This window comes from Rhodococcus sp. AB351, assembly GCF_049538275.1.
Classification (GTDB): Bacteria; Actinomycetota; Actinomycetes; order Mycobacteriales; family Mycobacteriaceae; genus Rhodococcus.
In genome coordinates, this window is sequence record NZ_JBMVFW010000005.1 from 123,683 (window position 1) to 146,106 (window position 22,424).

Here is a 22,424-nt window from a genome sequence, read left to right on the forward strand (position 1 = left end):
GGTTTCGGCTCCCGGGTCTGTCACTACACGGCTGAAACGATTCCATCGTGGCTATCGCCTCCGCTCGCAACCAGAAATGTGCGAGGGGTAAACCACGAACACACTACCTAACGACCGAGGACAACTTAACCACACATCGCAACGGACCACCAGGAAGAGTGACCGGGATCACTCCACCCCCGCGAGCCGCACGAAGGCTGCGGCGTCGAGCTTCTCCCCGCGGGTCGACGGCTCGATACCGGCCGCCAGCAGGCGCCTCTCGGCTTCTGCCGGCGAGCCCGCCCATCCACTCAGCGCTGCGCGCAACGTCTTTCGGCGTTGGGCGAAGGCCGCGTCGACGACGGCGAAGACACGGGCGCGCGTCTGCGCGTCGGTGGGCCACGGCGGCTCTGCGTAACGGTCGATGCGCACGAGGCCCGATTCCACCTGGGGAACGGGCCAGAAGACCGCACGCCCCACGGCGCCGGCCCTGCGGACGTCGCCGAAGAACCGCGCCTTCACGCTGGGCACGCCGTAGATCTTGCCGCCCGGTTCGGCCGCGAGCCGGTCGGCGACCTCGGCCTGCACCATCACGAGAGCAGTTCGCAGAGTAGGGAATTCGGAGAACAGGTGCAGCAGCACCGGCACCGCGACGTTGTAGGGCAGGTTCGCAACGAGCGCGGTGGGCGTGACGGGAAGGTCCTTCGGCAGCACCTTCATCGCGTCCATGTGCACGACGTCGAACCGATCGGCGAGCTGCGGGGCCCGCTCCTGCACGGTCGTGGGAATACGCTGCGCGAGAACGGGATCGAGCTCGACCGCGACCACGCGGTCGACGACGTCGAGCAGGGCGAGGGTGAGCGAGCCCAGGCCGGGCCCGACCTCGAGCACGACATCCTCGGGGCCGACCCCGGCGACGTTGACGATGCGGCGCACCGTGTTCGCGTCGTGCACGAAGTTCTGGCCGAGCTGCTTCGTCGGGCGCACCCCGAACTCCTCCGCGAGTGCGCGGACCTCGGCGGGTCCGAGCAGCGCGGCGAGGCCGCGCGGAGAAGCCGGGGTGGCCCTCGGAGTGGTTTCGGGATCGTCTGCTGACACGTGGTGAACCTAGCGCACTCGGAAGCAGGTCACACCGTGCACACCCGAGCCGGTCAGCGCAGACCGAGCTTGCTGGTGCAGGCCGGCCATGCGCCCCAGCCCTGGGCCGCCTGGACCTTCTCCGCGACGGCGATCTGCTGCTCGCGCGTCGCGAGATCGGCGCGCGGCGCGTACTGGGTGCCGCCGAAGCCGGCCCACGTCTGCTGCGTGAACTGCAGGCCGCCGTAGAAGCCGTTGCCGGTGTTGATGGCCCAGTTGCCGGTCGCCTCGCACTGGGCGATGGAGTCCCAGGTCGACGCGCGGCCCGAGGCCGGCACGGCGGGCTTCGGCTTGGTGCCGACGCGGACCACGACGGGCCGCGGCTCGGCGAGGACCTTCGAGGCGGTCTCGGTGCGTCCGACCTCGACACCGTTGACGATGTGGACGTCGAAGGTCACCGACCGCTCGCCCGGAGCACCCGGGTCGTTCACAGCGGTCTCGCCCTCGAGCATGTTCGGATCGTCCACGCGGTTCTCCGGCGGGGCGATCGGCAGGTTCTCGGTCCGCGACTCGGTCCGGTCGCGGGTGACCACGACCTCCATGCCCTCCTCGAGCTCCGCGTCGAGGGCAGGGGTGACGCTGTCGGCCTGCTCGAGCCTGGTGCCCTGGGACTCCAGGAACTCGGCGACCGTCGGCGCTGCGACGCGTACCTCGGCGGCGGGCGCGCCGTTGTCGGCGAAGCGCACGGTCTTGGGGTTGACGACCTCGAGATCGGCGCCGTCGAGCGGAAGACGGTGCGAACGCGAAGCGGAGACGTAGGCGTCGTCGGAGAGGCGGAACTGGTCGAGTGCCTCGTCGACGGTCAGCGCGGTGGTCCACACCGAGCGCTCCTCACCGTCGACGGTCAGACGCAGTTCGCGAGCCTGTCGCAGGACGATGGTGTCGCCGTCGGAGACGGACGAGTCCACGGCCGGAGCCACGACGTCGTTCTCGTCGACGGTGTAGCCGGCGGCGGCCAGGATGTCGCCGACGTTGGAGTTCATCGTGCCGAAGGCACGCTGCTCACCGTCGACGTCGAGGACGACGTCCTTGTGCTGAACCACAGCAGTGGCACCACCGGCACCGAGGGTGACGAAGACGGCGGCGACCACCGAGTAGAACACCGGCGACTTGACGCGATTGATCTTGGTGAAAGGTGACACGATTATTTCCAGACGGACGACAACTGTGATCACAGCACGGTAACGAGACGGCATTGTTATCGCAACTTCATCGCCTCTAGCTGCACAGATGATGATTTCTGTCAGATCACGACGCACGTCACAGATATCGGATCGGTATTACCTCGATCATTTCCGAGTGTCCGAAATTGCCATTTTCGATCGATACTCGGAAAAAGAAATTCCTCTCGATTCGGGCACCGCGGACACGGGCTCGGTGAGGTGACCGAACATCCCGCGCATCTGTGCTCTGCCCCATACGGGGGCGTTCGAGGTGCCGATGCCCACACCCTCCGACGGAGCGGCCGGCTTCGCGGGCACAGCGGTTTCCGGACCGCTCACCGATGGTCGCGGCTGCCGGTGATCGGGTTCGTCAGCGTCCGGCCGATCCGCTGGGGATCGGGAGATCGGCGGATCCGCTCGGTACGGGGAACCGAGGAATCGGCACGGCCGGGGTGGTGGCCGTGCGGGCCATCACGTCCATCAGGACGGCGTGCATGGTCGCGACCTGCACCGGGTCGAAGTTCGCGAGGTCGAGCGGGTTCGCGCGGTTGCGCGTCTCGAGCGGATCGTCGTGCAGGTCGTAGAGTTCGAACTGCGGCAGCGCGCGTCCCGACGGGTCGAAGTACATCGCGTACTTCCACCTGTCCTGCCGGACGGCGCGAATGTGGTTGGGCTGCTTCACCGTCGTCTGCCCGTTGGCCGCGGCGGCGTTCTCGTCGTCGAAGGTGAACAGGACGGTGTCCTGCACCTGTGGCGGCGTGCCACCGGACGACGCACCTTCGATGACGGGCGTGAGGTCGACGCCCTTGAACGTCCACGCCGAACGGTCGGGCACGGCGGCCATCGTCGCGAGGGTGGGCATGACGTCGATCAGCGACGCGAGCGCGTCGGTGGAGACCGGCCTCGGGAACATCACCGGATTACTCACCACGAGAGGGACATTGAGTGTCTCTTCGTAGGCATTGAAGGCCTTCTGGCGGAGTCCGCCGTGCGACAGGCCCATCTCGCCGTGGTCGGCCACCCGGAAGACGACGGTGCGTTCGCGCATGCCCGAAACCGATTCCAGCGCATCGAGAACGGTTCCGATGTGCTGGTCGACGACCTTGTGCATGTAGGCGTACAGATTGACGTACTGCCGTGCCGCCTCGGGACCGACGAGCGGACCGAGCGCCCCGGCGAGCAGCAGGAGCAGCTCGGCCTGGGCGGTGGGCTTGAAGTTGCGGAGCAGGTCCTCGTCGATGGTGGGCGGCAGGTCGATTCCCTGCTCGAAGGCCTCGGGTGCGAAGGCCCCGTAGTTGTTGCAGTCGCCGTCGACCTGATCCCAGGTCTTCGGGTACGAAAGGATGTCGTGGGGGTTGGCGAACGACACGATGAGCGCGAACGGCCTGTCGTCGGTGGCGCTGCGCGACCGCAGGAACTCGGCGGCATCGGAGGCGATCTTGCCGTCGCGGTCGGCGCAGCCACCGCCGAAGTTCTCGGGTGCGGTGTCCTGCCCGGCCTCCGGTGGCTCCCACCCTGCGAAGCCGTACCGCGCGATGTCGTCGGGCGACGGGTCACCGCCGTCGGCCCCCTTGCTCATGTGCCATTTGCCGCGGTAGTGGACGTCGTATCCGGCGGAGAGCAGCATCTTCGCCATGTTCTGGCCGTCCACCGGCAGCACAGGTTCGGTGGGCGAGAGCGTGCCGCCCTCGGTGAGGGTGCTCACCACCCCGTGCTGGGCGGGATAGAGCCCGGTGAAGAACGTGCTGCGACTGGGCGAGCACATCGCGGCGTTGCAGAACGACCGTGTGAAGGTCAGCCCGGTGTCGGCCAGGCGCTGCCGGTTGGGCAGATTGTTGCGCGCCCAGTCGGCCGGCCAGTGCATCGGCTGACGCTCCTGGTCGGTCATGATGATGAGGATGTTGGGACGCTGCGGCGTCCGGGGCTGTGCCGCAGACGTTCCGGCGCCCACGAGGCCGGCAGCGAGGAGCGCGCCCGCGCCCACGAGGAAGGTCCGTCGATTGACATTCCACGTGGTGTCGCGACGCGGAACAGCTTGCTGCACGGCCATATCGATCCTGTCGGAGAGATCCGTGAACGCATATGTCGTGCAGGAGAATAACAAGACATATGCGAAAAGCGCGCGTCATCGGACGGAAAAGGCGCTGCGGACGATCGGGAGAAATCGTCCACAGCGCCTCGGACCCGCAGGTCAGGCCGTGCGCAGAAGCGGAACCTTCCGCGCGAGGAACCGATCGACGCCGAACGCTCCCGCACCGACCGCAGCGAGCAGGAGAGCCCCTGCGCCGAGTGCGGCGACGAGCTCGAAACCGCCGTCGCCGACGTAGATTCCGTTCTCCACGTGCACGATGAAGAACGCGCCGAACATGAGCAGGAACAGCAGGACGCCGAAGACGGGGACGAGCACACCGAGGATGAGCGCGAGACCGCCGAGGATCTCGATCCAGGTGGCGACGAACGCCGAGACGGCCGGGGCGGGCACGCCCATTCCTTCGAAGCCGGCCTTGGTGCCTTCGTATCCCCACGAGTCGAACTTCTGCAGTCCGTGCGCGAGGAAGATGACGCCGAGTACGAGTCGGGCGACGAGGATGCCGAGGTCGCGGACGAGAGGGGTCTTCATGTCGAGCCTTTCGGGTCGGAGGCCGGAGAGCCCCACTTAGTTGAAGCGACAACTAAGATAGCAACCCATGGTTGTAGCTTCAACCAGCCGTCGGAGCCGGTTCCGGTCGGGTACCGGCGAATGCCTCCCCCAGCAACCGCCGCACGCCCACCTCCGTGACCTCCCGGGGATTCGGATACGGCTTCGCCGTCGCCAGTCGTGCCGCCTCGTCCAGGTCGGACTCCCGCAACCCCAGTTCCTCGAGACTCGTCGGCCCACCGGCCGCCGCCACGAGGTCGTAGACGCCCGCGGACGCCGAATCCGTGCCGAGCGCCTGCGCGACCCGCGCCATGACGTGCGGTACCGACGGTTCGTTGTAGGCGAGCGCGTGGGGCAGCACGACGGTGTGCGTGGCAGCGTGCGGCAGGTCGAACGAGCCGCCCAGCACGTGACAGAGCTTGTGGTGCAGCCCCATTCCCGCCGAGGCGAGACAGGTTCCGGAGAGCCACGCCGCGAGCAACAGATCCGAACGCCCCTCGGGATCGGCCGAATCCGCACCGAGCGCCGGGATACCCCGGGCGATCGCGGCCACGGCCTCGAGCGCGAGGGCGTCGACGATCGGATTGGCCTGTTCGGAGTAGAGGGCCTCGACCGCGTGGGCCATCGCGTTGATCGCGCTGGTCACCGCCAACGGAATGGGCATCGAGGTGGTGAACTCGACGTCGTAGATCACGGTCTCGGGAAGGATGTCGGGCGACGAACGTGTGGTCTTCACCCCGTCGGCGGTCTCCCCGAGAACGGGCGTCACCTCCGACCCGGCGTAGGTCGTCGGCAGGATCACCTGATCGATCCCTGTGCGGCGGGCCAGTGCCTTGGCCAGTCCGGTGGTCGAGCCGCCACCGACCGCGACGACCGCATCGACGTCGTGCTCGGTGACCCGGCCGAGCACCCGCTCGGTCACCTCCACCGGCGTGTGCATGACCGCGCCGTCGAAACGCGCGACCTGCAGATCACCGAGATACTTCTCGACCAGCTCCGCCTGGTGCCGCACGTGCTCGCCGGCGAGCAGCAGGACGCGGGAACGATCGAGTCGACGTACTTCGTCCGCGACCCGCGAGGCGGTACCGGGGCCGAAGATCACACGTACCGGATGAGAGTTGTAGACGAAGGAGCGCATGCCCGTATTCTCACGACGGGAGTGGGGACGCGCGTGCCCTTTACGAAAGTCCGTACACCCGCTCGGCGTTCGCGGTGGTGGCCGCGGCCAGTTCGTCGGCGTCCTCGCCCCGCACCTCGGCGAGCGCACGCACGGTGTACGGCAGGCAGTACGACTCGTTCGGCGCGCCCCGGAAGGGATGCGGGGTCAGGAACGGCGCGTCGGTCTCCACCAGCACCAGCTCACGGGGCACGAGCGGCGCAGCTTCGCGCAGGGCCTTCGCGTTCTTGAAACTCACGGTGCCCGAGAAGCTCAGCAGGTATCCGGCGTCGACGCAGCGGCGGGCCATGTCGGCATCCGACGAGAAGCAGTGGAAGATCACCTTCTCGGGTGCGCCCTCGTCGTGCAGGACACGCAGCAGGTCGGCGTCGGCCTCGCGGTTGTGGATCATCAGCGGCTTGCCGAGTCGCTTCGCGAGGTCGATGTGCCAGCGGAAGCCCTCCTCCTGCTCGGCCGGTTCGGCGCACCCGTCGAGCTTGCCGGGCCAGTAGAGGTCGAGGCCGGTCTCCCCCACCGCGACGCAACGCGGGTCGGCGGCGAGCTTCTCGATCTCGGCGCGGGTGGCGTCGTCGAGACTGTTCGCGCGGGTGGGATGAATGGCGACGGCCGCGTGGACGCGGTCGTCCCAGTGCGCGGCCCGCACGGCGAAACGCGCCGCCTCGAGATCGTCGGCGACGGTGACGATGCGTCCGACCCCCACCGCGGCGGCACGATCGACGATCGCGGAGGTCGTCGCGGCATCCTCGGCACCGCACGCGTCGAGGTGCGTGTGGGCGTCGACGAGGGGGCTCAACGGCTGCGGGGCTTCGGGGGCGGGACGGGCTGCGCTCACGCCCTATAAACTACTGGCCACCATGACTGCGCCTGATTCCTCCCGCCCGGCTACCGGCGAGACCACCCGCCCGCCGTTCTACGTCACGACCGCGATCGCGTACCCGAACGGCGCCCCGCATATCGGGCACGCCTACGAGTACATCTCGACCGACGCGATCGCGCGGTTCAAGCGTCTCGACGGCTTCGACGTGCGCTTCCTGACCGGCACCGACGAGCACGGTCTGAAGATGCAGCAGACCGCCGCGAAGGAAGGGATCCCGGTCACCGAACTCGCGTCCCGCAACTCGGACGTGTTCGAGGCCATGGACAAGCGGCTGAACATCTCGTACGACCGGTTCATCCGCACCACGGACGCCGATCACCTCGAGGCGAGCAAGGCGATCTGGCAGCGCATGGTCGACTCGGGCGACATCTACCTCGACACCTACGCGGGGTGGTACTCGGTCCGCGACGAGGCGTTCTACACCGACGGCGAGACCACACTGCTCGAGGACGGTTCGCGGATCTCCACCGACACCGGCACCCCCGTGGAGTGGACCGAGGAGTCCACCTACTTCTTCCGGCTGTCGGCCTATCAGGACAAGCTGCTCGAGCTCTACGAGAAGCAGCCCGACTTCATCGCCCCGGCCACCCGTCGCAACGAGATCGTCAGCTTCGTCTCCGGCGGCCTGAAGGACCTGTCGATCTCCCGCACCACCTTCGACTGGGGTGTGCCGGTCCCCGATCACCCCGATCACGTCATGTACGTGTGGGTCGACGCGCTGACCAACTACCTCACCGGCGCCGGTTTCCCCGACACCGGGTCGGAGTCCTACCGCCGCTACTGGCCCGCCGACCTGCACATCATCGGCAAGGACATCACGCGGTTCCACACCGTCTACTGGCCGGCCTTCCTCATGTCGGCGGGGCTCGAACTGCCGAAGCGGGTCTTCGTCCACGGCTTCCTGTTCAACAAGGGCGAGAAGATGTCGAAGTCGGTCGGCAACGTCGTCGACCCGCTCGAGATGGTCGACCGGTACGGCCTCGACCAGCTGCGCTTCTTCCTGCTCCGCGAGATCTCCTACGGCCAGGACGGCAGCTACAGCCACGAGGCGATCGTCACCCGCATCAACGCCGATCTCGCCAACGACCTCGGCAACCTCGCGCAGCGCTCCCTGACGATGGTCGCGAAGAATCTCGAGGGCACCGTGCCCACGCCGGGCGAGTTCACCGCCGACGACGAGGCGATGCTCGCCCAGGCCGACGCGCTGCTCGCGAAGGTGCGCGCCGAGTTCGACGCCCAGGCCCTGCACCTCGGTCTCGAAGCGATCTGGCACGTGCTCGGCGAGACCAACCGCTACTTCTCGGCGCAGCAGCCGTGGGTGCTGCGCAAGACCGATCCCGAGCGGATGGCGACGGTCCTGTACGTCACGCTCGAGGTCGTGCGGATCGTGGGTCTGCTCGTCCAGCCGGTGATGCCCGATGCTGCCGCGAACATCCTCGATCTCCTCGGTCAGGCACCCGAGGCACGGCAGTTCGACGCCGTCGCGACCCGCCTGGCTCCGGGCACCGCCCTGCCCGCCCCGGCACCGGTGTTCCCGCGCTACGTCGACGAGGACTGAGCGTCCGGTCCGGCGACGGAGAGCCTTTCACCTGCGTGTTCTCCGTCGCCGCGCAAACCTGTCGGTGCCGTGCGCCACACTGCGGCGCATGCGCAGTGATAGAACACATGTTCGATCCGGTGGTCTGAACGAGCACTCCCTGCTCGCCGAGCTGGGCGGTGCCTACGAGCGGGGATGGCAGCCCGCCGACGTGCTCCACGTGACGGCCCGCTCGGGTGGTCCCTCCGATGTCGCACTGACGGCGGCCACGATGCTGTTCGACGCGCAGATCCGGCGCGCGGCCGAACGCGCCCCCGTCGAGTGGGTGCGGCAACTCGACGAGATCGCCCGCCGGCATCCGCGTCCCGCCCACGCAGCCGGGGCACCGACCCTGGCCGACGGTCTGTTCCGCGCGTGCCCCGACGTCACCCGCTTCGAGATCGAAGGGCTCGCCTTCACCTGGAAGTACCTGCCGTCCTTCGCGATCCTCACACCCCCGCCGTCGCGGTGGCCGTCCGTCCGGTCCGGCGACCCGTCCGTGCCCACCCCGCCCGACACCCGGATCCTCGAACGCATCCGGGCACTGTTGTCGAAGGCCGAGTCCACCGACTTCCCCGACGAGGCCGAAGCGCTCACCGCGAAGGCGCAGGAACTCGTCTCGCGCCATGCGGTGGGTGCGGCGCTGCTGGCCGGGCCCGACTCCGGCACCGACCCGGTCGTCGGCCGGCGCATCCACCTCGACAGCCCGTACATCCGCGAGAAGGTCCTGCTCCTCACCGCCATCGGCGACGCGAACCGAGTGCGCACGGTGTGGTTCACCCGGGTGCAGATCGCGACGATCGTCGGCACCGCCACCGACCTGCAGCAGGCCGAGATGCTGTACACCTCGCTGCTCGTGCAGGCCGGGCGGGCCGTGCAGGCGGCCGGAACTGCGGGGCGGCGCGGGTCGTCCGCGACCTCCTTCCGCCGCGCCTTCCTCACCGGCTACGCGCACCGGATCGGCGAACGTCTCCGCGAGGCGGATGTCCGGGCCACCGCCCACGCCGCCGCCGACGCGCAGATGCCCATCACGAAACTCGCGCCCATCCTCGCCAGGCGGTCCGATGCCGTCGACACCGAGTTCCGGCGGCTGTTCCCCGTCACCCGCGACTCGCGTAGTCGCGGCGTCGACGCCGACGGCTTCCACGCCGGTCGCGATGCGGCCGAGACCGCCTCGCTGACACCGGAATCCCGCACGGTCGGTCGCTGACCGGATCGATCGTCGACGAGCCCGACAGCAGGAGACGGGCATCACAGGAATTCGCGGCGGCGCCGTGTCACATCCCCGCGACGAGCGGTGTCCTATCGGTGACACCACTTCCGACAGCGAAGGGAACAGAGCGATGACGACGCAATTCCATGTGGTGGTCGTAGGGGCGGGATACGCCGGCGTGATGGCCGCGAACCGTCTGCTCGCCGAACACCCTGAGGTGGCGGTCACCGTCGTGAACCCGCGACCGGTCTTCGTCGAACGCGTCCGGCTCCACCAGGTGGCGGCCGGATCCGGAACCGCCACACACGAACTGTCCGATCTCTTGCACCCGCGGGCGACGCTGCACGTCGGTTCGGCCGTACGGATCGAACCGCACGCGGTGTCCCTCGCCGACGGGACGGTCCTGCCGTGCGACGCGGTGATCTACGCCGTCGGCAGCACCTCGGGCTCCGGTGCGATCCCCGGTGCGGAGAAGGCGTTCTCCGTCGCCGACCTCGACTCCGCCACGGCCCTGCACGACGCTCTCTTCGAGGCGGACGATCACGCCTCCGTCGTCGTGATCGGCGGTGGGCTCACCGGCCTCGAGACCGTCACCGAACTCGCACAGTCGTATCCGCGGCGCACCCTCGTCCTCGTCGGCGATCCGGGAGCGGCCCTTCCTGCGAACACGCAGCGTTACATCCTCCACCGGCTCGACGAACTGGGCGTTCAGGTCCGGTCGGGAACGCGGGTCACCCGCATCGACGACGGCTCGGTCGTCCTCGGCGACGGCTCCGAGATCCCCGCGACCCTCGTGGTCCGCACGGCCGGTTTCTCCGTGCCCGATCTGGCTCGTCGCAGCGGCCTGCGGGTCGACGACGACGGTCGTCTCCGGGTGCGCGACACCCTGCAGGCGGTCGACGGCACGCCGATCGTCGGCGTGGGCGACAGCATGCCGATCGTCGGCGTGGGCGACAGCATGCCGATCGTCGGCGTGGGCGACGCCGTGGTGGTGGACGGCAACGACCACCTGCGCATGAGCTGCCAGGCCGCGATGCCGCTCGGCACCCACGGCGCCGACACGGTGTGGCAACTGCTGCAGGGACGCGAGCCGGCACCGCTCTCCCTCGGTTTCGTCACGACCTGCATCTCTCTCGGCCGCGATCGCGGCGTCGTGCAGTTGTCGGCACGCGACGACACCCCGTCGAGGTGGGCCGTGCGCGGTCGGCTCGCAGCACCGGTGAAGGAAGCCGTCGTTCGTGGGACCATCCACTCCATGCGACTCCAGGCGCGCGGACGTGCCCTGCCGACCCGACGCGGACCGGACACCGCCGCACGGGAGAAGGCGCGCGTATGACCGGCGACGACGCCTTCACCGAGCATCGTGGGTTGCTGTTCTCGATCGCCTACGAGATCACCGGCAGTGTCGCCGACAGCGAGGACGTCCTGCAGGAGAGCTACATCCGCTGGGCCCGCACCGACACCGGCAGCGTCGACAATCCGCGGGCCTACGCGGCGCAGATCGTGACGCGTCAGGCGTTGAACTCGCTGCGTTCGGCGCAGCGCCGCCGGGAGGACTATGTCGGGCCGTGGTTGCCCGAGCCGATCCTCACCGCTCCCGACGCAGCCGCCGAGGTCGAACTCGCCGAGTCGGTGTCGACCGCGATGCTGCTGGTGCTCGAGACGTTGACGCCCGTCGAACGCGCGGTCTTCGTGATGCGCGAGGTGTTCGGTTTCGAGTACGGGCGCATCGCCGAGACGGTCGACCGCACCGAGAGCGCCGTCCGGCAGATCGCGCATCGCGCCCGCGAGCACGTCCATGCCCGGCAGCGACGCTTCACTCCCGCAGGCGACGAGACCGACCGGGTGGTCGCGGCGTTCCTCACCGCGGCCACCACCGGCGACCTCGACGGACTGCTGTCACTGTTGGCTCCCGACGTGCGGTACCTCGCCGACGGTGGCGGCAAGGTCAATGCGGCCCGGGTTCCGGTCCTCGGCTCCGCGAAGGTCGCCCGGCTGTTCCTCGGACTGGTCCGGCATCCACTGCCCGACATGACCATCGAGCCGGCCGTGGTGAACTCGATGCCCGGTGTCCTCGTGTACTCGGCGGGTGTCCTCGACATGGTGTTGCACTTCGAGATCGACGACGGCCTGGTCACCGGCGTCTACGTGGTCCGCAATCCCGACAAGCTCGCGCATCTCGGGGCTCGTCCCGATGCCTCCGACCAGGCATGACAAGCTGACGCCATGCGGATGGAACGACTCGGCCGCGGCGGCACCGTCGATCGCGTGCTCGGTGCACTCGCAGAACGCGCCAGGATCCTCGCCGTCCCCGCTCCGGCGGCACTGTCGGGCGAATGGTTCGGGGCGGCGGCCGTGCTTGTCCCCTCCGTGTCCGTCGAATCCGTCCCACCGGAGGGAGTCTTCTCCCTCCCGGCGGACGCTCCCGACGCCGTGGGTGACGATCGGCCGCTCATCGGGGGCGGGCGCATCGGTTATCTCGCGTACCCGGATCGCATCCCGGACCGACCCGCATTGCCCCTCGCCGCGAGCGGGTGGACCGACACCGTCCTGCGTCTCGACGCCGACGGGTGCTGGTGGTACGAGACGCTCGGCACCGCACCCTGCCCCGACGATCTCGCCGCGGCGGTGCTCGCACCACCGTCGAGCGCCGCATCTCCGACCGCATCCGACTGGCACATCGACTGGACACCACCGCCTCGCGACGAGCACCGCCGCGGCGTCGAACGCTGTCTCGACGCGATCCGCGCCGGCGAGGTGTACCAGGCGTGCGTGTGCACGCGGTTCACCGGCCGGTGGGGCGGCGATCCGCTGGCGTTCTTCGCCGACGGGATCTCCCGGACCGCCCCGGCGCGCGCCGCCTACCTGCAGGGATCGTGGGGTGCGATCGCGTCGTTGTCGCCCGAACTGTTCGTCTCCCTCCATGGCGACACGCTGCGGTCGAGTCCGATCAAGGGCACTCTCCCCCGCTCCGCCGACCCCGCCGTGCTACGAGCGTCGGTCAAGGACGTCGCCGAGAACGTGATGATCGTCGATCTCGTCCGCAACGATCTCGGCCGTGTCGCCGAGACGGGTTCGGTGCGGGTCGAGGATCTGCTGACCGTGCGGCCCGCCCCGGGCGTGTGGCATCTGGTGTCCACCGTCGCGGCGGAGCGGCGACCGGGCGTGACTGTCGCCGACGTGCTCGACGCGGCGTTCCCGCCCGCATCGGTCACGGGCTGTCCGAAGCTCCGTGCCCGAACGCTGCTCACCCGGTGGGAGGGTTCGGCGCGAGGGGTCTACTGCGGCACCGTCGGCATGTCGAGTCCGATCGCCGGCACCGAACTGAACGTCGCGATCCGCACCGTCGAGTTCGGCCATGACGATGCCGGCAACGGCGTGTGCGCTCTCGGTGTGGGAGGTGGCATCACCGTCGACTCCGATCCCGATGCAGAATGGCAGGAATGCCTGGACAAGGCCGCCAGCATCCTCGCGCTCGGCGACGCGCGGGCAGCAGCTCAGCACACCTCGTCGGGAGGCGACGGCAACTCGTAGCGGTCGAGTACCTCCTCGAGGTGCACCGAGGTGGAACGGCAGATGCGGGCGACGACGGCGTCGGCGTCGAGTCCCCACGTGCGGAGCAGACCGTCGCCGCCGGCGGCGACGATGGTGCCGTCGGGCGCGAAGGTCACCTGCCATCGGCCCGTTCCCATGTCGGTGACCGGGCCACCGATCTCGTGCATGTCCCCCGGGTCGGCGACGTCCCACAGGCGGACGGTGCCATCGTCGCTGCCGCTGACCGCGCGCGTTCCGTCGGGCGTGATCGAGACGGAGTAGACCGTGCCGGTATGGCCGCTCAACCGGGTCTCACGGGCGACGAAGTCACCGGACCCGGTGCGGTCCCAGACCACCACGTCGTGGTCGTCCCCGCCGGTCACCAGCACGTCGCTCGACCCATCGAAGGCCACCGTGTTCACCCCGGTTGCGTGCCCGTCCGAGACGTTCACTCGTGTCGGGGAGCGCGGATCGGTCACGTTCCAGGCGTAGATCTCGCTGTCGGCGCTCGTGACCACGAGACTTCGGCCGTCGGGGCTGATGACGGCACTGCGCACGAGATTCTTCGGCCCCGTCAACGGTTCGCCCCACGGCACCGGTTCGGCGGGATCCGCGATGTCCCACAACTGCACCGAGAGGTCGTCGGCGCCGGTCACAAGGGTCGTGCCGTCGGGTCCGAACGCCAGCGCGGAGGTGAATCTCGTGTCGAGCGGCACCGGCTCGCCGAACGGCTTCGGTGTCGCCGGATCGCGCACGTCCCACAGTTGCACGCTGCCGCCGGACGTCGGTGCCGTGGCCAGGATCGTGCCCGAGGGCGAGAGCGCGCACACGTACGCACCGCCGAGCGGGCGCGACAAGGCGATCCCACCGGCGCGGTTCCAGTCGCCACCCTGACCGACCCGCCAGAGCGTGACATCCGGTCCGTAGCTGCCGGTCGCGACGAGGGCTCCGGCACGATCGATCGCCGGTCTGGTCAGCGCACCGTCGGCCACCGCCACCCGGGTCTGCGGCATCGTCCACACCCGGACGTTGGAATCCTGTCCGCCGGTGACGATGGTGGTGCCGGTCGGGCTCACCGCGAGCGTCGGGACACCGCCTCCGTGCCCGGTCAGCGGCGGGCCGATCTCGTCGAGGCTCCGCGTGGAGGGATCGACGTCCCACAGTTTCGCGGTGCCGTCCCAGGACGCGCTCGCCAGTGTGCGGCCGTCGGGGAGGAACGCGATGTTCCAGACACCGCCGGTGTGGGCGTTCGTCGGCACCCCCAGCGGGCGGGCCGCACGCGGATCGGTGGTGTCGAACAGGTGCAGCACACCGTCGTCGCTGCTCGCCGCGAGGATCGTGCCGTCGCCGTTGAAGCTCACCGAATGCGCGACGTCGCCGAAACCGGTGAGCGGCTCACCGAGCGGCACCGGCCGCGACGGCGTGCTCACGTCCCACAGCCGGACGGTGCGGTCGTCGCTGGACGTGGCGAGGATCTGCCCACCGGGACGGAAGGCCACCGTCCGCACACCACCGTCGTGTCCGTCGACCAGGGTGACGGGGAACCGGCCCGATCCGGGATCCGAGGTGTCGACGAGCGCGACGTGCCCGTCGTCGTAGGGCACGGCGAGCACCCGGCCGTTGGGCGAGTACCGCACGTTGTGCACGGCGCCGCCGGCGTAGACCTGCCGGTCGAGCACCACGCGCGGCGCAGCACGATCGGATGCGTCGTAGATCCACACACCGCCGTCACCTGCACCGATCGCGAGGAAACGGCCGTCGGGGCTGAACGAGACGGACGCCATGTACTTCGACGACAACTGCAACGGCTCGCCCACCGCGACCGGTTCGTCGCCGTCGAGTGCCCACAGGCGGACGGTGCCGTCGTCGCTCGCCGAGGCGAGGGTGGACCCGTCGGGTGAGACGACGACGCCGTAGACCGGCCCGGTGTGTCCGCTCAGCGTGTAGGCGAGGGGCACGGCCTGGCTGGCGATGAGTCTCGAGTACGCGACCGGGCTGTCGGGCTGGAGTTCGGCCGCGACGAGCGCCAGATTCGCCGAGACGGTGGGGTCCTCGTCGCGCAGGGAGTCGGACAGCGCGACGATCTGCTGGAACTGCGCGGTGCTCCGTGCCGTCTCGGCTCGTCCCTTCGCGTCCCAGGCCAGTCCGGTCATGACGAACGCGATGATCGTGGACAGCGCCATCGCGGCGATGCCGACGCGCCGGGTCCGTGTCTCGCGGGCGATCTGCCGGCGGGAGGCGTCGAGGAAGGCCACGGCCGTGGGGCTGAGCGCGACCGGTCCGCGCCGGTCCTCGGGGGTGCCCGCCGTGGCGAGGTGCGGGTTCTGCTCGGTCACGACGTCCATGCGTCCGCGTTGATAGAGCAGTTCCCGGTTGCGTCCGGAGGCGAGCCAGGTCGATGCGTCGGCCTCGATCTGCTGCCGCAGGGCGGCGCCGGCGCGGTCCTGCTGGATCCAGGACTTGAGGCGGGGCCACGCGTCGATCACCGCGTCGTGGATGAGTTCGACGTAGTCGGCGTCGACGACGAGCACACGTGCCGACACGAAATGGTCGAGGACGCGTTTCGACGCGTCGCGATCCTCGCCGCCCACCGCGAGCAGTTCGTTCAACGACCGGGCGATCTTGACGTCCGTGCCGGTCGTGGTGACGTACACCAGGTGGACGAGCATCGAGCGGGCGCGGGCCCGGTCGGCATCGTCGGCGAGACTCTCCCACGCCCGTTCGGCGCCGGCGGCGACGGATCCGCGGACCCCGCCGGTCGCGCGGTAGGCGGCGACGGTGAGCGTGCCCCCGCTGCGCTTGTCCCACAGCGAGTCGAGCAGGTGGGAGAGCAGGGGAAGCTCGGTGCCACTGATCTCACCGTCGGCCAGACCCGTGAGGTCGTGGAGGATGAGGTCGACGAGGCCGGGCTCTAGGCGGACCCCCACGAGCTTGGCGGGAGCGGTGATGACCTCGACGAGATCGTCGCGGTCGAGGGGCTGGACGGTCTTGGTCCGCCGCTCGAGTGCCCGGGCGAGCACCGGGGTTGCCACCGCCTGGTCGTAGAAGTCCGACCGCATCGTCGCGACGACGAGGGCGGGCGCGTCGCCGTCGGAACAGGTCGACGCCGTCTCGAGCAGAGTGAGGAATGCGGTGCGCAGAGCGACGTCGCTGCACTGGGTGAACAGTTCCTCGATCTGGTCGACGACGATCAACAGCAAGGACGACGACGTGCGCGAGGTCGCGGCGCGCAGGGCCGCATGTACGGCGGTGTGGTCGGCGGGGTCGCCGACGTCGGCCAGTTCGGGGAACGCGTCGACCAGTCGTGCGACCGGGTCGGTGCCGGGGGTGAGGACCACCGGGTGGCAGTCCGGCGCGGAACACAGCTGCGGAATAAGACCGGCCTGTACGAGCGAGGACTTGCCGACGCCGGAGGCGCCGGTCACCACGACCGGGCCCTGCCCGTGGGAGGCGGTCACCACGTCGGCGAGGCTGCGCACGCTCTGGGTGCGCCCGAAGAACAACCGGGCGTCGTTCTGACGGTAGGACGCGAGTCCCTTGTACGGGCGGACCCCGGGCGGCACCGAGGCCGGTGCCGATTCCTTGGTGCGCGGAGCGTTCGCCTGCCCGCGCGCGGCCTTCCACCAGTTCTCCCACTGCTTCAGGGAGTACAGACCGGGGGCCGGCGGTTCGGCGTTGAGTTCCCGCGCCGCGCGGATGAGGACCACGAGCACTGGATGCACCGACTCGAAGTTGGCCGGCATCCGGTTGCCGCTGCGCCAGTCGCTGACCCGCTGGACGGAGACGGTCCGGTCGCTGCCCACTGCCCGGGCGACGATCGCGGCATCCGAGACGACCTTCTTGAGGGCGGGACGACCGGCCGCGGCGAAGAGCATCCGCAACTGGTCGGCGAAGAACTGACGCTGCGCCGAACCAGGCTTTCCGCCGGTGTCTGCCATCCGTTCCGCGCCCCTCGTACTCCCGTTCCCCGCCTGCAAACATCCGCTGCGGAAAAATTCCTCACCACGTCTGAGCAGGGATGATACCGGTTCCGCGCCGGTCGGTATTTTTGGTCCCCGTCGAAGACACGGAAGAGTGGTGACCACGCAAGGTTCGACCTTGCAGCGTGGGGCGGGGGCCTCCACGCCGATAGGGACTGACGAGGGGTAGTTCCGGGTCGGCGTGGAGGCATGCTCCACATACGTTCAGGGCCCCGCATCGCGGGGCCCTTTCCCGTTTCCTCCGGTTACCTGACGGTGTCGGGATCGTCCGTCGCGACGGGGTTGCCCAACAGGTACGGGTCGCGATCGAGATAGGCCTTCGTCTCCCGCGCGATCAGACCCGACAGCACCAGCAGACCGATGAGGTTCGGCAGGGCCATGAGGCCGTTCATCACGTCGGAGAAGTTCCAGACCACCTCGAGCTGGGTGGTGGCACCGATGAACACCACGACCACGAAGATTGCGCGGTAGGGCACCACGCCGCGGCGACCGAAGAGTCGCTCGACGCACCGCTCGCCGTAGTACGACCAGCCGAGGATCGTCGAGAAGGCGAAGAAGACGACCGAGATGGCGACGATCCAGTGACCCCAGTCCCCGCCGAGGCCGTCGGCGAAGCCGGCCGACGTCATGGCGGCACCCTGCTCGCCGGACTCCCAGGCTCCGGTGGTGACGATGACCAGGCCGGTGAAGGTGACGACGATGATCGTGTCGATGAACGTCTGGGTCATCGACACCAGGCCCTGACGGACCGGGTGGGTGGTCTGGGCGGCTGCGGCGGCGATCGCCGCGCTGCCCATGCCCGACTCGTTCGAGAAGATGCCGCGGGCGACGCCGTAGCGCAGAGCGATCATGAAGACCGATCCGATGAAGCCGCCGGTGGCCGCGGTGCCGGTGAAGGCGTCGGTGAAGATGAGCGCGAAGGCCTCGGGGATCTGGGTGAAGTTGACCGCGAGGACGATGATGCCGGCGCCGACGTACAGGAGGATCATGGCGGGCACGAAGCCGGCGGTGACCCTGCCGATGGACTTGATGCCGCCGAGCAGGACCGCCGCGGCGAGCACGGTCATCACGATGCCGCTGAGCCAGGTGGGCACACCGAAGGTGCCGTCGAGCTGGGTGGCGACGGTGTTGGCCTGGGTCATGTTGCCGATGCCGAAGCTGGCGAGCACGGCGAACACCGCGAACAGCAGGCTCAGGACGAGACCGGCCTTGTTGGGGATGGCGCGGGCGAGGTAGTACTGCGGACCACCGCTCTGCTCACCCTTGGCGTCGGTCGTGCGGTACTTCACGCCGAGGAACGCCTCGGAGTACTTGCTGGCCATGCCGACCAGGCCGGTGACCCACATCCAGAACAGCGCGCCGGGCCCGCCGAAGTAGATCGCGGTGCCGACACCGGCGATGTTGCCCACGCCCACCGTCGCGGCGAGCGCGGTGGTCAGTGCCTGGTACTGGGAGATGTCACCTTCGGTGGCTCCGGGATCGTGGCGGGTGATCAGACCCAGCCGCAGTGCGGGCCACAGCTTGCGGAACTGGACGCCCCTCAGCCGAATCGTGAGCACGAGGCCCGTACCCAACAGCAGCGGGATGAGCAGGTACGGGCCCCACACCACCCCTGCCACCTCGACGAGGAAATCGTTCACCGAATCCATCCGCGTCCTCCTGATCGTCCGAAGCCCCCGTCAGCGTCCGACCGGCCGGTGCCGGTGACGTCTGCGCTCGGGACCCGGCAGAGTCTAGGCTCCGGTGGCACGCAGTGTCCTCGGACCCCACGGCGCGTCCGATATGCGTTCTTCTCGATCGGGAGACCGCGTCAGTCGCGACGCGTTTCCAACACCGCGTCAGTCGCGACGCGCTTCCAGCACCGCGTCGTACAGTTCGCGCTTCGAGACCGTCGCTCCGGACGACTTCGACGCGGCCTCGGCGACGACGGCGCAGGCGTCCTTCAGCCGCATCCCGTCCTCGACCTTCCGTTCCACCTCCTCGACGAGGTCGACGGGGTCGGTGGCCACGGCGACCGCCCCTTCGAGCACCACGGTGATCTCACCGCGCGCGCCCTCGACGGCCCACTCGGCGAGTTCGGCGAGCGTGCCGCGGCGCACTTCCTCGTAGGTCTTGGTGAGTTCGCGGCAGACGGCGGCGCGTCGGTCGCCGCCGAGCACGTCGACGGCGTCGGCCAGGCACGCCGCGAGCCGGTGCGGTGCCTCGAAGAACACCACGGCGCGAGGCTCCTGCACGAGCGTTCCGAAATACGCGCGTCGCTGGCCCGGCTTGCGGGGCGGGAACCCGTCGAAACAGAACCGTTCGACGGGCAGGCCCGACAGCGCGAGTGCGGTGGTCACGGCCGACGGACCGGGCAGACAGGTCACCGGCAGACCGGCCTCGACGCACGCCGCGACGAGCCTGTAGCCGGGATCGCTCACCGACGGCATGCCCGCGTCGGTGACGAGCAGGACGGTGCGGCCCTCCTCGATATCGGTGACCAGGCCCGGAAGCCGCGACACCTCGACCTGGTCGTAGAAGCTCACGACCCGGCCGGTGATGGTGACGCCGAGCGCCGCGGCGAGTGCCTTGGTGCGGCGGGTGTCCTCGGCGGCGATCACGTCGGCGGTGCCGAGGGCGTCGCGGAGACGCGCCGAGGCGTCACCGATGTCTCCCATCGGAGTGGCGGCCAGCACGAGCCGGCCCTCTCCCGGATTCGCGCCCTGGACCGGTTTGGCTGCCTGCATACGGCTCAGCCTACGATCGGAACGTGACCGTGACGGACCGCAGCCCTTCACAGGCCCCCGGCCGTGGTCCGTCGGCAACGCAGGATCGTCGCCTTCTCGGTCCCGGCCCGTTGGTGCCCGGACCCGAGCCTCTCCCCGGAGATCGGGCGCGCGGCTGGATCGTCACCGCCTTCGTCACGGCCCTCGCCGCGATCACGCGGTTCACGATGCTCAACTACCCCACCGACGCGAAGACGCCGGTGTTCGACGAGAAGCACTACGCCCCGCAGGGCTGGCAGGTGCTCACCGGCGGCTGGATCGAGGACAACCCCGGTTACGGGCTCGTCGTGCATCCGCCCGTCGGCAAGCAGATGATCGCGATCGGCGAGGCACTGTTCGGATACACGGCGTGGGGTTGGCGTTTCTCGGCCGCGGCGGCCGGTGTCGTGCTCGTCCTGCTGGTCGTGCGGATCGTGCGGCGGCTGACCCGTTCGACGATGCTCGGCGCGGTCGCCGGGCTGCTGCTCGTCGTCGACGGGGTGACCTTCGTGTCGTCCCGCCTGGGCATGCTCGACATCTTCCAGGCGGTCTTCGTCGTCGCGGCCTTCGGGTGCCTGATCGTCGACCGCGACGACGTGCGTGCCCGCATGGCGAAGGTGCACGCCGAGGGCCGTGTCCTCGACAGTGTGTGGGGTCCGCGTTTCGGGGTGCGCTGGTGGCGCTTCGGTGCGGGCATCCTGCTGGGTCTCGCGGTGGGCACCAAGTGGTCGGGCCTGTACTTCATCGCGTTCTTCGGGCTGATGTCCGTCGCCTTCGACCTCGCGACTCGACGCGCCTACCGGGTGCAGCGACCGTGGATCGGGACGGCCCTGCGCGACATCGGTCCGGCGTTGTACGCCCTCGTGCTCGTCCCGCTCGGGGTCTACCTGTCGACCTACTGGGCGTGGTTCGCGAGCGAGACCGGCGTCTACCGTCACGCGGTCGGCTCGCGGATCGGCCACGACGGGATGTTCTCGTTCGTGCCCGACGCGCTGCGCTCGCTCTGGTACTACAGCGCGAGCGTCCTCGAGTTCCACTCCGGTCTGACGAACTCGGCCGGCAACCAGCATCCCTGGGAGTCGAAGCCGTGGACGTGGCCGATGGGTCTGCGGCCGATGCTGTACTACTTCGCCGACGGCGAGCGGATCAGCGGATGCGACGCCGAGCAGTGCGTCAAGGCCGTGATGCTGGTCGGAACGCCGGCGCTGTGGTGGGTGTCGCTGCCGGTGCTCGGGTGGGGACTGTGGCAGCTGCTCGTCCGCCGCGACTGGCGGTGGGCCGCGGTGCTCACCGGCTACGGCGCGGGGATCCTGCCGTGGTTCGCGAGCCTCGACCGGCAGATGTACTACTTCTACGCGGTGCCGATGGCGCCCTTCCTGGTGATGGGTGTCGCGCTGGTGCTCGGCGACATCCTCGGTTCACCGCACGCCTCGACGGAGCGGCGGACGACCGGGCTGCTCGTGGTGTGCCTGTATGTGGGGCTCGTCATCGCGAACTTCGTGTGGTTGTGGCCGATCCTCACGGCACTGCCGATCACGCCGGAGCACTGGAACGACCAGTTGTGGCTCCCCAGCTGGCGCTGAGGAGGGTCCGGGTTCAGTTCGGTTCGTCGAGCACGCTGCCCTCTGGCAGGTCGACGTCGCGGTCCCTGTCGGAGCCGTAGCGGACGCCGTCGAAGCGGCGCGCGAATCGCTCGTCGACGACCGTGAGGAAGCCCTTGAGTCGCTGGAGCAGCTCGGACAGGTGGCGGGGTACGAACGGATCGCCGAGCAGGTCGACGGTGGCGACGAGGCGGTCCTCGACGAGCACCACCTTGATGTGCGGCCACGTCCGGTTCAGCTCGGTGAGCTCGGCCAGCGCGTGGGTGCGACCGGCGGCGGGCGTAGCTCCCGGGGTGTCGTTCTCGGGGATCGCGTGCAGCAGCGGCGCCCACAGCCGGATGCTGCCGTCGTCGTCGATCACGACGAAGACCACCTGGGAGTCGAGGACCACGACGAAGTCGCCGTCGGCGTCGACCGGCACCGGGCGCCCGAGGGCGTGCGCGAGTGCGTCGCTCACGCGCTCGCGGAGGTCGCCGAGGGCGGACGGCGGATGTGCCTGCAGGAAGGCCGGATGCGGGACCTTCCCGCGACCGCGCAGCACCGACACGATGTGCCGGGCGAGCATGTCGGCCTCGGACACCGGCCGGGTGACCGGCTCGGATCCGGTGACCTCGACGGTGGCGTGTCCGCCGGCGCTCGCGTGCACGTGCACGCAGGCCGCGGGCCCGGAGGCGGTCTCGGCGTGCAGCTCGAACGCGTCGGAGCCGGCGAGTTCGGAGATGCGCCGGGCCAGCTGCGAGGCGTAACGGACCCAGTCGCGGTCGAGGGCCTCGTCGAATCGTTCGGTGTCGGTCACGCGCACTCC

Annotated in this window: 16 protein-coding genes; 6 read left to right on the forward strand and 10 right to left on the reverse strand. The window is 69.4% G+C overall.

Annotated elements, in window-relative coordinates:
- Positions 1-168: 168 nt before the first annotated feature.
- From rsmA to ACPCXD_RS12960, 6 genes are all read right to left on the reverse strand, one after another.
- Positions 169-1,077: a 16S rRNA (adenine(1518)-N(6)/adenine(1519)-N(6))-dimethyltransferase RsmA gene (rsmA, locus tag ACPCXD_RS12935; RefSeq protein WP_016693584.1), complete on the reverse strand. Its 909-nt coding sequence runs from the start codon at positions 1,075-1,077 to the stop codon at positions 169-171.
- 53 nt (positions 1,078-1,130) lie between these two features.
- Positions 1,131-2,258: a resuscitation-promoting factor gene (locus tag ACPCXD_RS12940; RefSeq protein WP_160873882.1), complete on the reverse strand. Its 1,128-nt coding sequence runs from the start codon at positions 2,256-2,258 to the stop codon at positions 1,131-1,133.
- A gap of 391 nt (positions 2,259-2,649) precedes the next feature.
- Positions 2,650-4,329 (reverse strand): sulfatase family protein, encoded by a 1,680-nt coding sequence (locus ACPCXD_RS12945; RefSeq protein ID WP_229567397.1) that lies wholly within the window; start codon positions 4,327-4,329, stop codon positions 2,650-2,652.
- Between the two features lie 141 nt (positions 4,330-4,470).
- Complete coding sequence (locus tag ACPCXD_RS12950; RefSeq protein WP_160873880.1) at positions 4,471-4,899, reverse strand: DoxX family membrane protein; 429 nt, start codon at positions 4,897-4,899, stop codon at positions 4,471-4,473.
- 79 nt (positions 4,900-4,978) lie between these two features.
- Positions 4,979-6,055 (reverse strand): maleylacetate reductase, encoded by a 1,077-nt coding sequence (locus ACPCXD_RS12955; RefSeq protein WP_088899075.1) that lies wholly within the window; start codon positions 6,053-6,055, stop codon positions 4,979-4,981.
- A 40-nt stretch (positions 6,056-6,095) separates the two neighbouring features.
- Positions 6,096-6,926, reverse strand: coding sequence for a TatD family hydrolase (locus tag ACPCXD_RS12960; protein ID WP_160873879.1), 831 nt, complete (start codon positions 6,924-6,926; stop codon positions 6,096-6,098).
- A 22-nt stretch (positions 6,927-6,948) separates the two neighbouring features.
- Here ACPCXD_RS12960 and metG point away from each other — a divergent pair, with 22 nt between their 5' ends.
- The 5 genes from metG (at position 6,949) to ACPCXD_RS12985 (ending at position 13,294) form a co-directional block, all read left to right on the forward strand.
- Complete coding sequence (gene metG / locus ACPCXD_RS12965) at positions 6,949-8,529, forward strand: methionine--tRNA ligase (RefSeq protein WP_423659848.1); 1,581 nt, start codon at positions 6,949-6,951, stop codon at positions 8,527-8,529.
- 88 nt (positions 8,530-8,617) lie between these two features.
- Positions 8,618-9,757: a DUF2786 domain-containing protein gene (locus ACPCXD_RS12970; protein ID WP_016693591.1), complete on the forward strand. Its 1,140-nt coding sequence runs from the start codon at positions 8,618-8,620 to the stop codon at positions 9,755-9,757.
- Positions 9,758-9,890: 133 nt separating this feature from the next.
- Positions 9,891-11,096, forward strand: coding sequence for an NAD(P)/FAD-dependent oxidoreductase (locus ACPCXD_RS12975; RefSeq protein WP_423659851.1), 1,206 nt, complete (start codon positions 9,891-9,893; stop codon positions 11,094-11,096).
- The gene (locus ACPCXD_RS12980) at positions 11,093-11,974 is read left to right on the forward strand and encodes an RNA polymerase sigma-70 factor (RefSeq protein ID WP_423659853.1); all 882 of its coding nucleotides are present in this window, start codon (positions 11,093-11,095) and stop codon (positions 11,972-11,974) included. The genes ACPCXD_RS12975 and ACPCXD_RS12980 overlap by 4 nt, the downstream gene beginning before the upstream one ends.
- Positions 11,975-11,986: 12 nt before the next feature.
- Entirely contained in the window at positions 11,987-13,294 is a 1,308-nt protein-coding gene (locus tag ACPCXD_RS12985) for an aminodeoxychorismate synthase component I (RefSeq protein ID WP_088899240.1), read from the forward strand.
- Here the strand turns inward: ACPCXD_RS12985 and ACPCXD_RS12990 are convergent.
- From ACPCXD_RS12990 to rsmI, 3 genes are all read right to left on the reverse strand, one after another.
- Positions 13,258-17,232 carry an nSTAND1 domain-containing NTPase gene (locus ACPCXD_RS12990; protein WP_423659855.1) on the reverse strand — a complete coding sequence of 1,325 codons (3,975 nt, stop codon included), beginning with the start codon at positions 17,230-17,232 and terminating at the stop codon, positions 13,258-13,260. The two genes, ACPCXD_RS12985 and ACPCXD_RS12990, sit on opposite strands and share 37 nt — an antisense overlap.
- Before the next feature lie 287 nt (positions 17,233-17,519).
- Positions 17,520-18,923 carry an alanine/glycine:cation symporter family protein gene (locus ACPCXD_RS12995; RefSeq protein ID WP_088899238.1) on the reverse strand — a complete coding sequence of 468 codons (1,404 nt, stop codon included), beginning with the start codon at positions 18,921-18,923 and terminating at the stop codon, positions 17,520-17,522.
- Positions 18,924-19,112: 189 nt separating this feature from the next.
- Entirely contained in the window at positions 19,113-20,000 is an 888-nt protein-coding gene (gene rsmI / locus ACPCXD_RS13000) for a 16S rRNA (cytidine(1402)-2'-O)-methyltransferase (protein WP_423659857.1), read from the reverse strand.
- 23 nt (positions 20,001-20,023) lie between these two features.
- Between rsmI and ACPCXD_RS13005 the strand changes: the two genes are divergently transcribed.
- Positions 20,024-21,601, forward strand: a complete 1,578-nt coding sequence (locus ACPCXD_RS13005) for a dolichyl-phosphate-mannose--protein mannosyltransferase (protein ID WP_160873874.1) — start codon at positions 20,024-20,026, stop codon at positions 21,599-21,601.
- Between the two features lie 13 nt (positions 21,602-21,614).
- On the opposite strand, the gene ACPCXD_RS13010 is transcribed toward ACPCXD_RS13005, so the two are convergent.
- Positions 21,615-22,415, reverse strand: coding sequence for a T3SS (YopN, CesT) and YbjN peptide-binding chaperone 1 (locus tag ACPCXD_RS13010; protein WP_088899248.1), 801 nt, complete (start codon positions 22,413-22,415; stop codon positions 21,615-21,617).
- Positions 22,416-22,424: the final 9 nt, after the last annotated feature.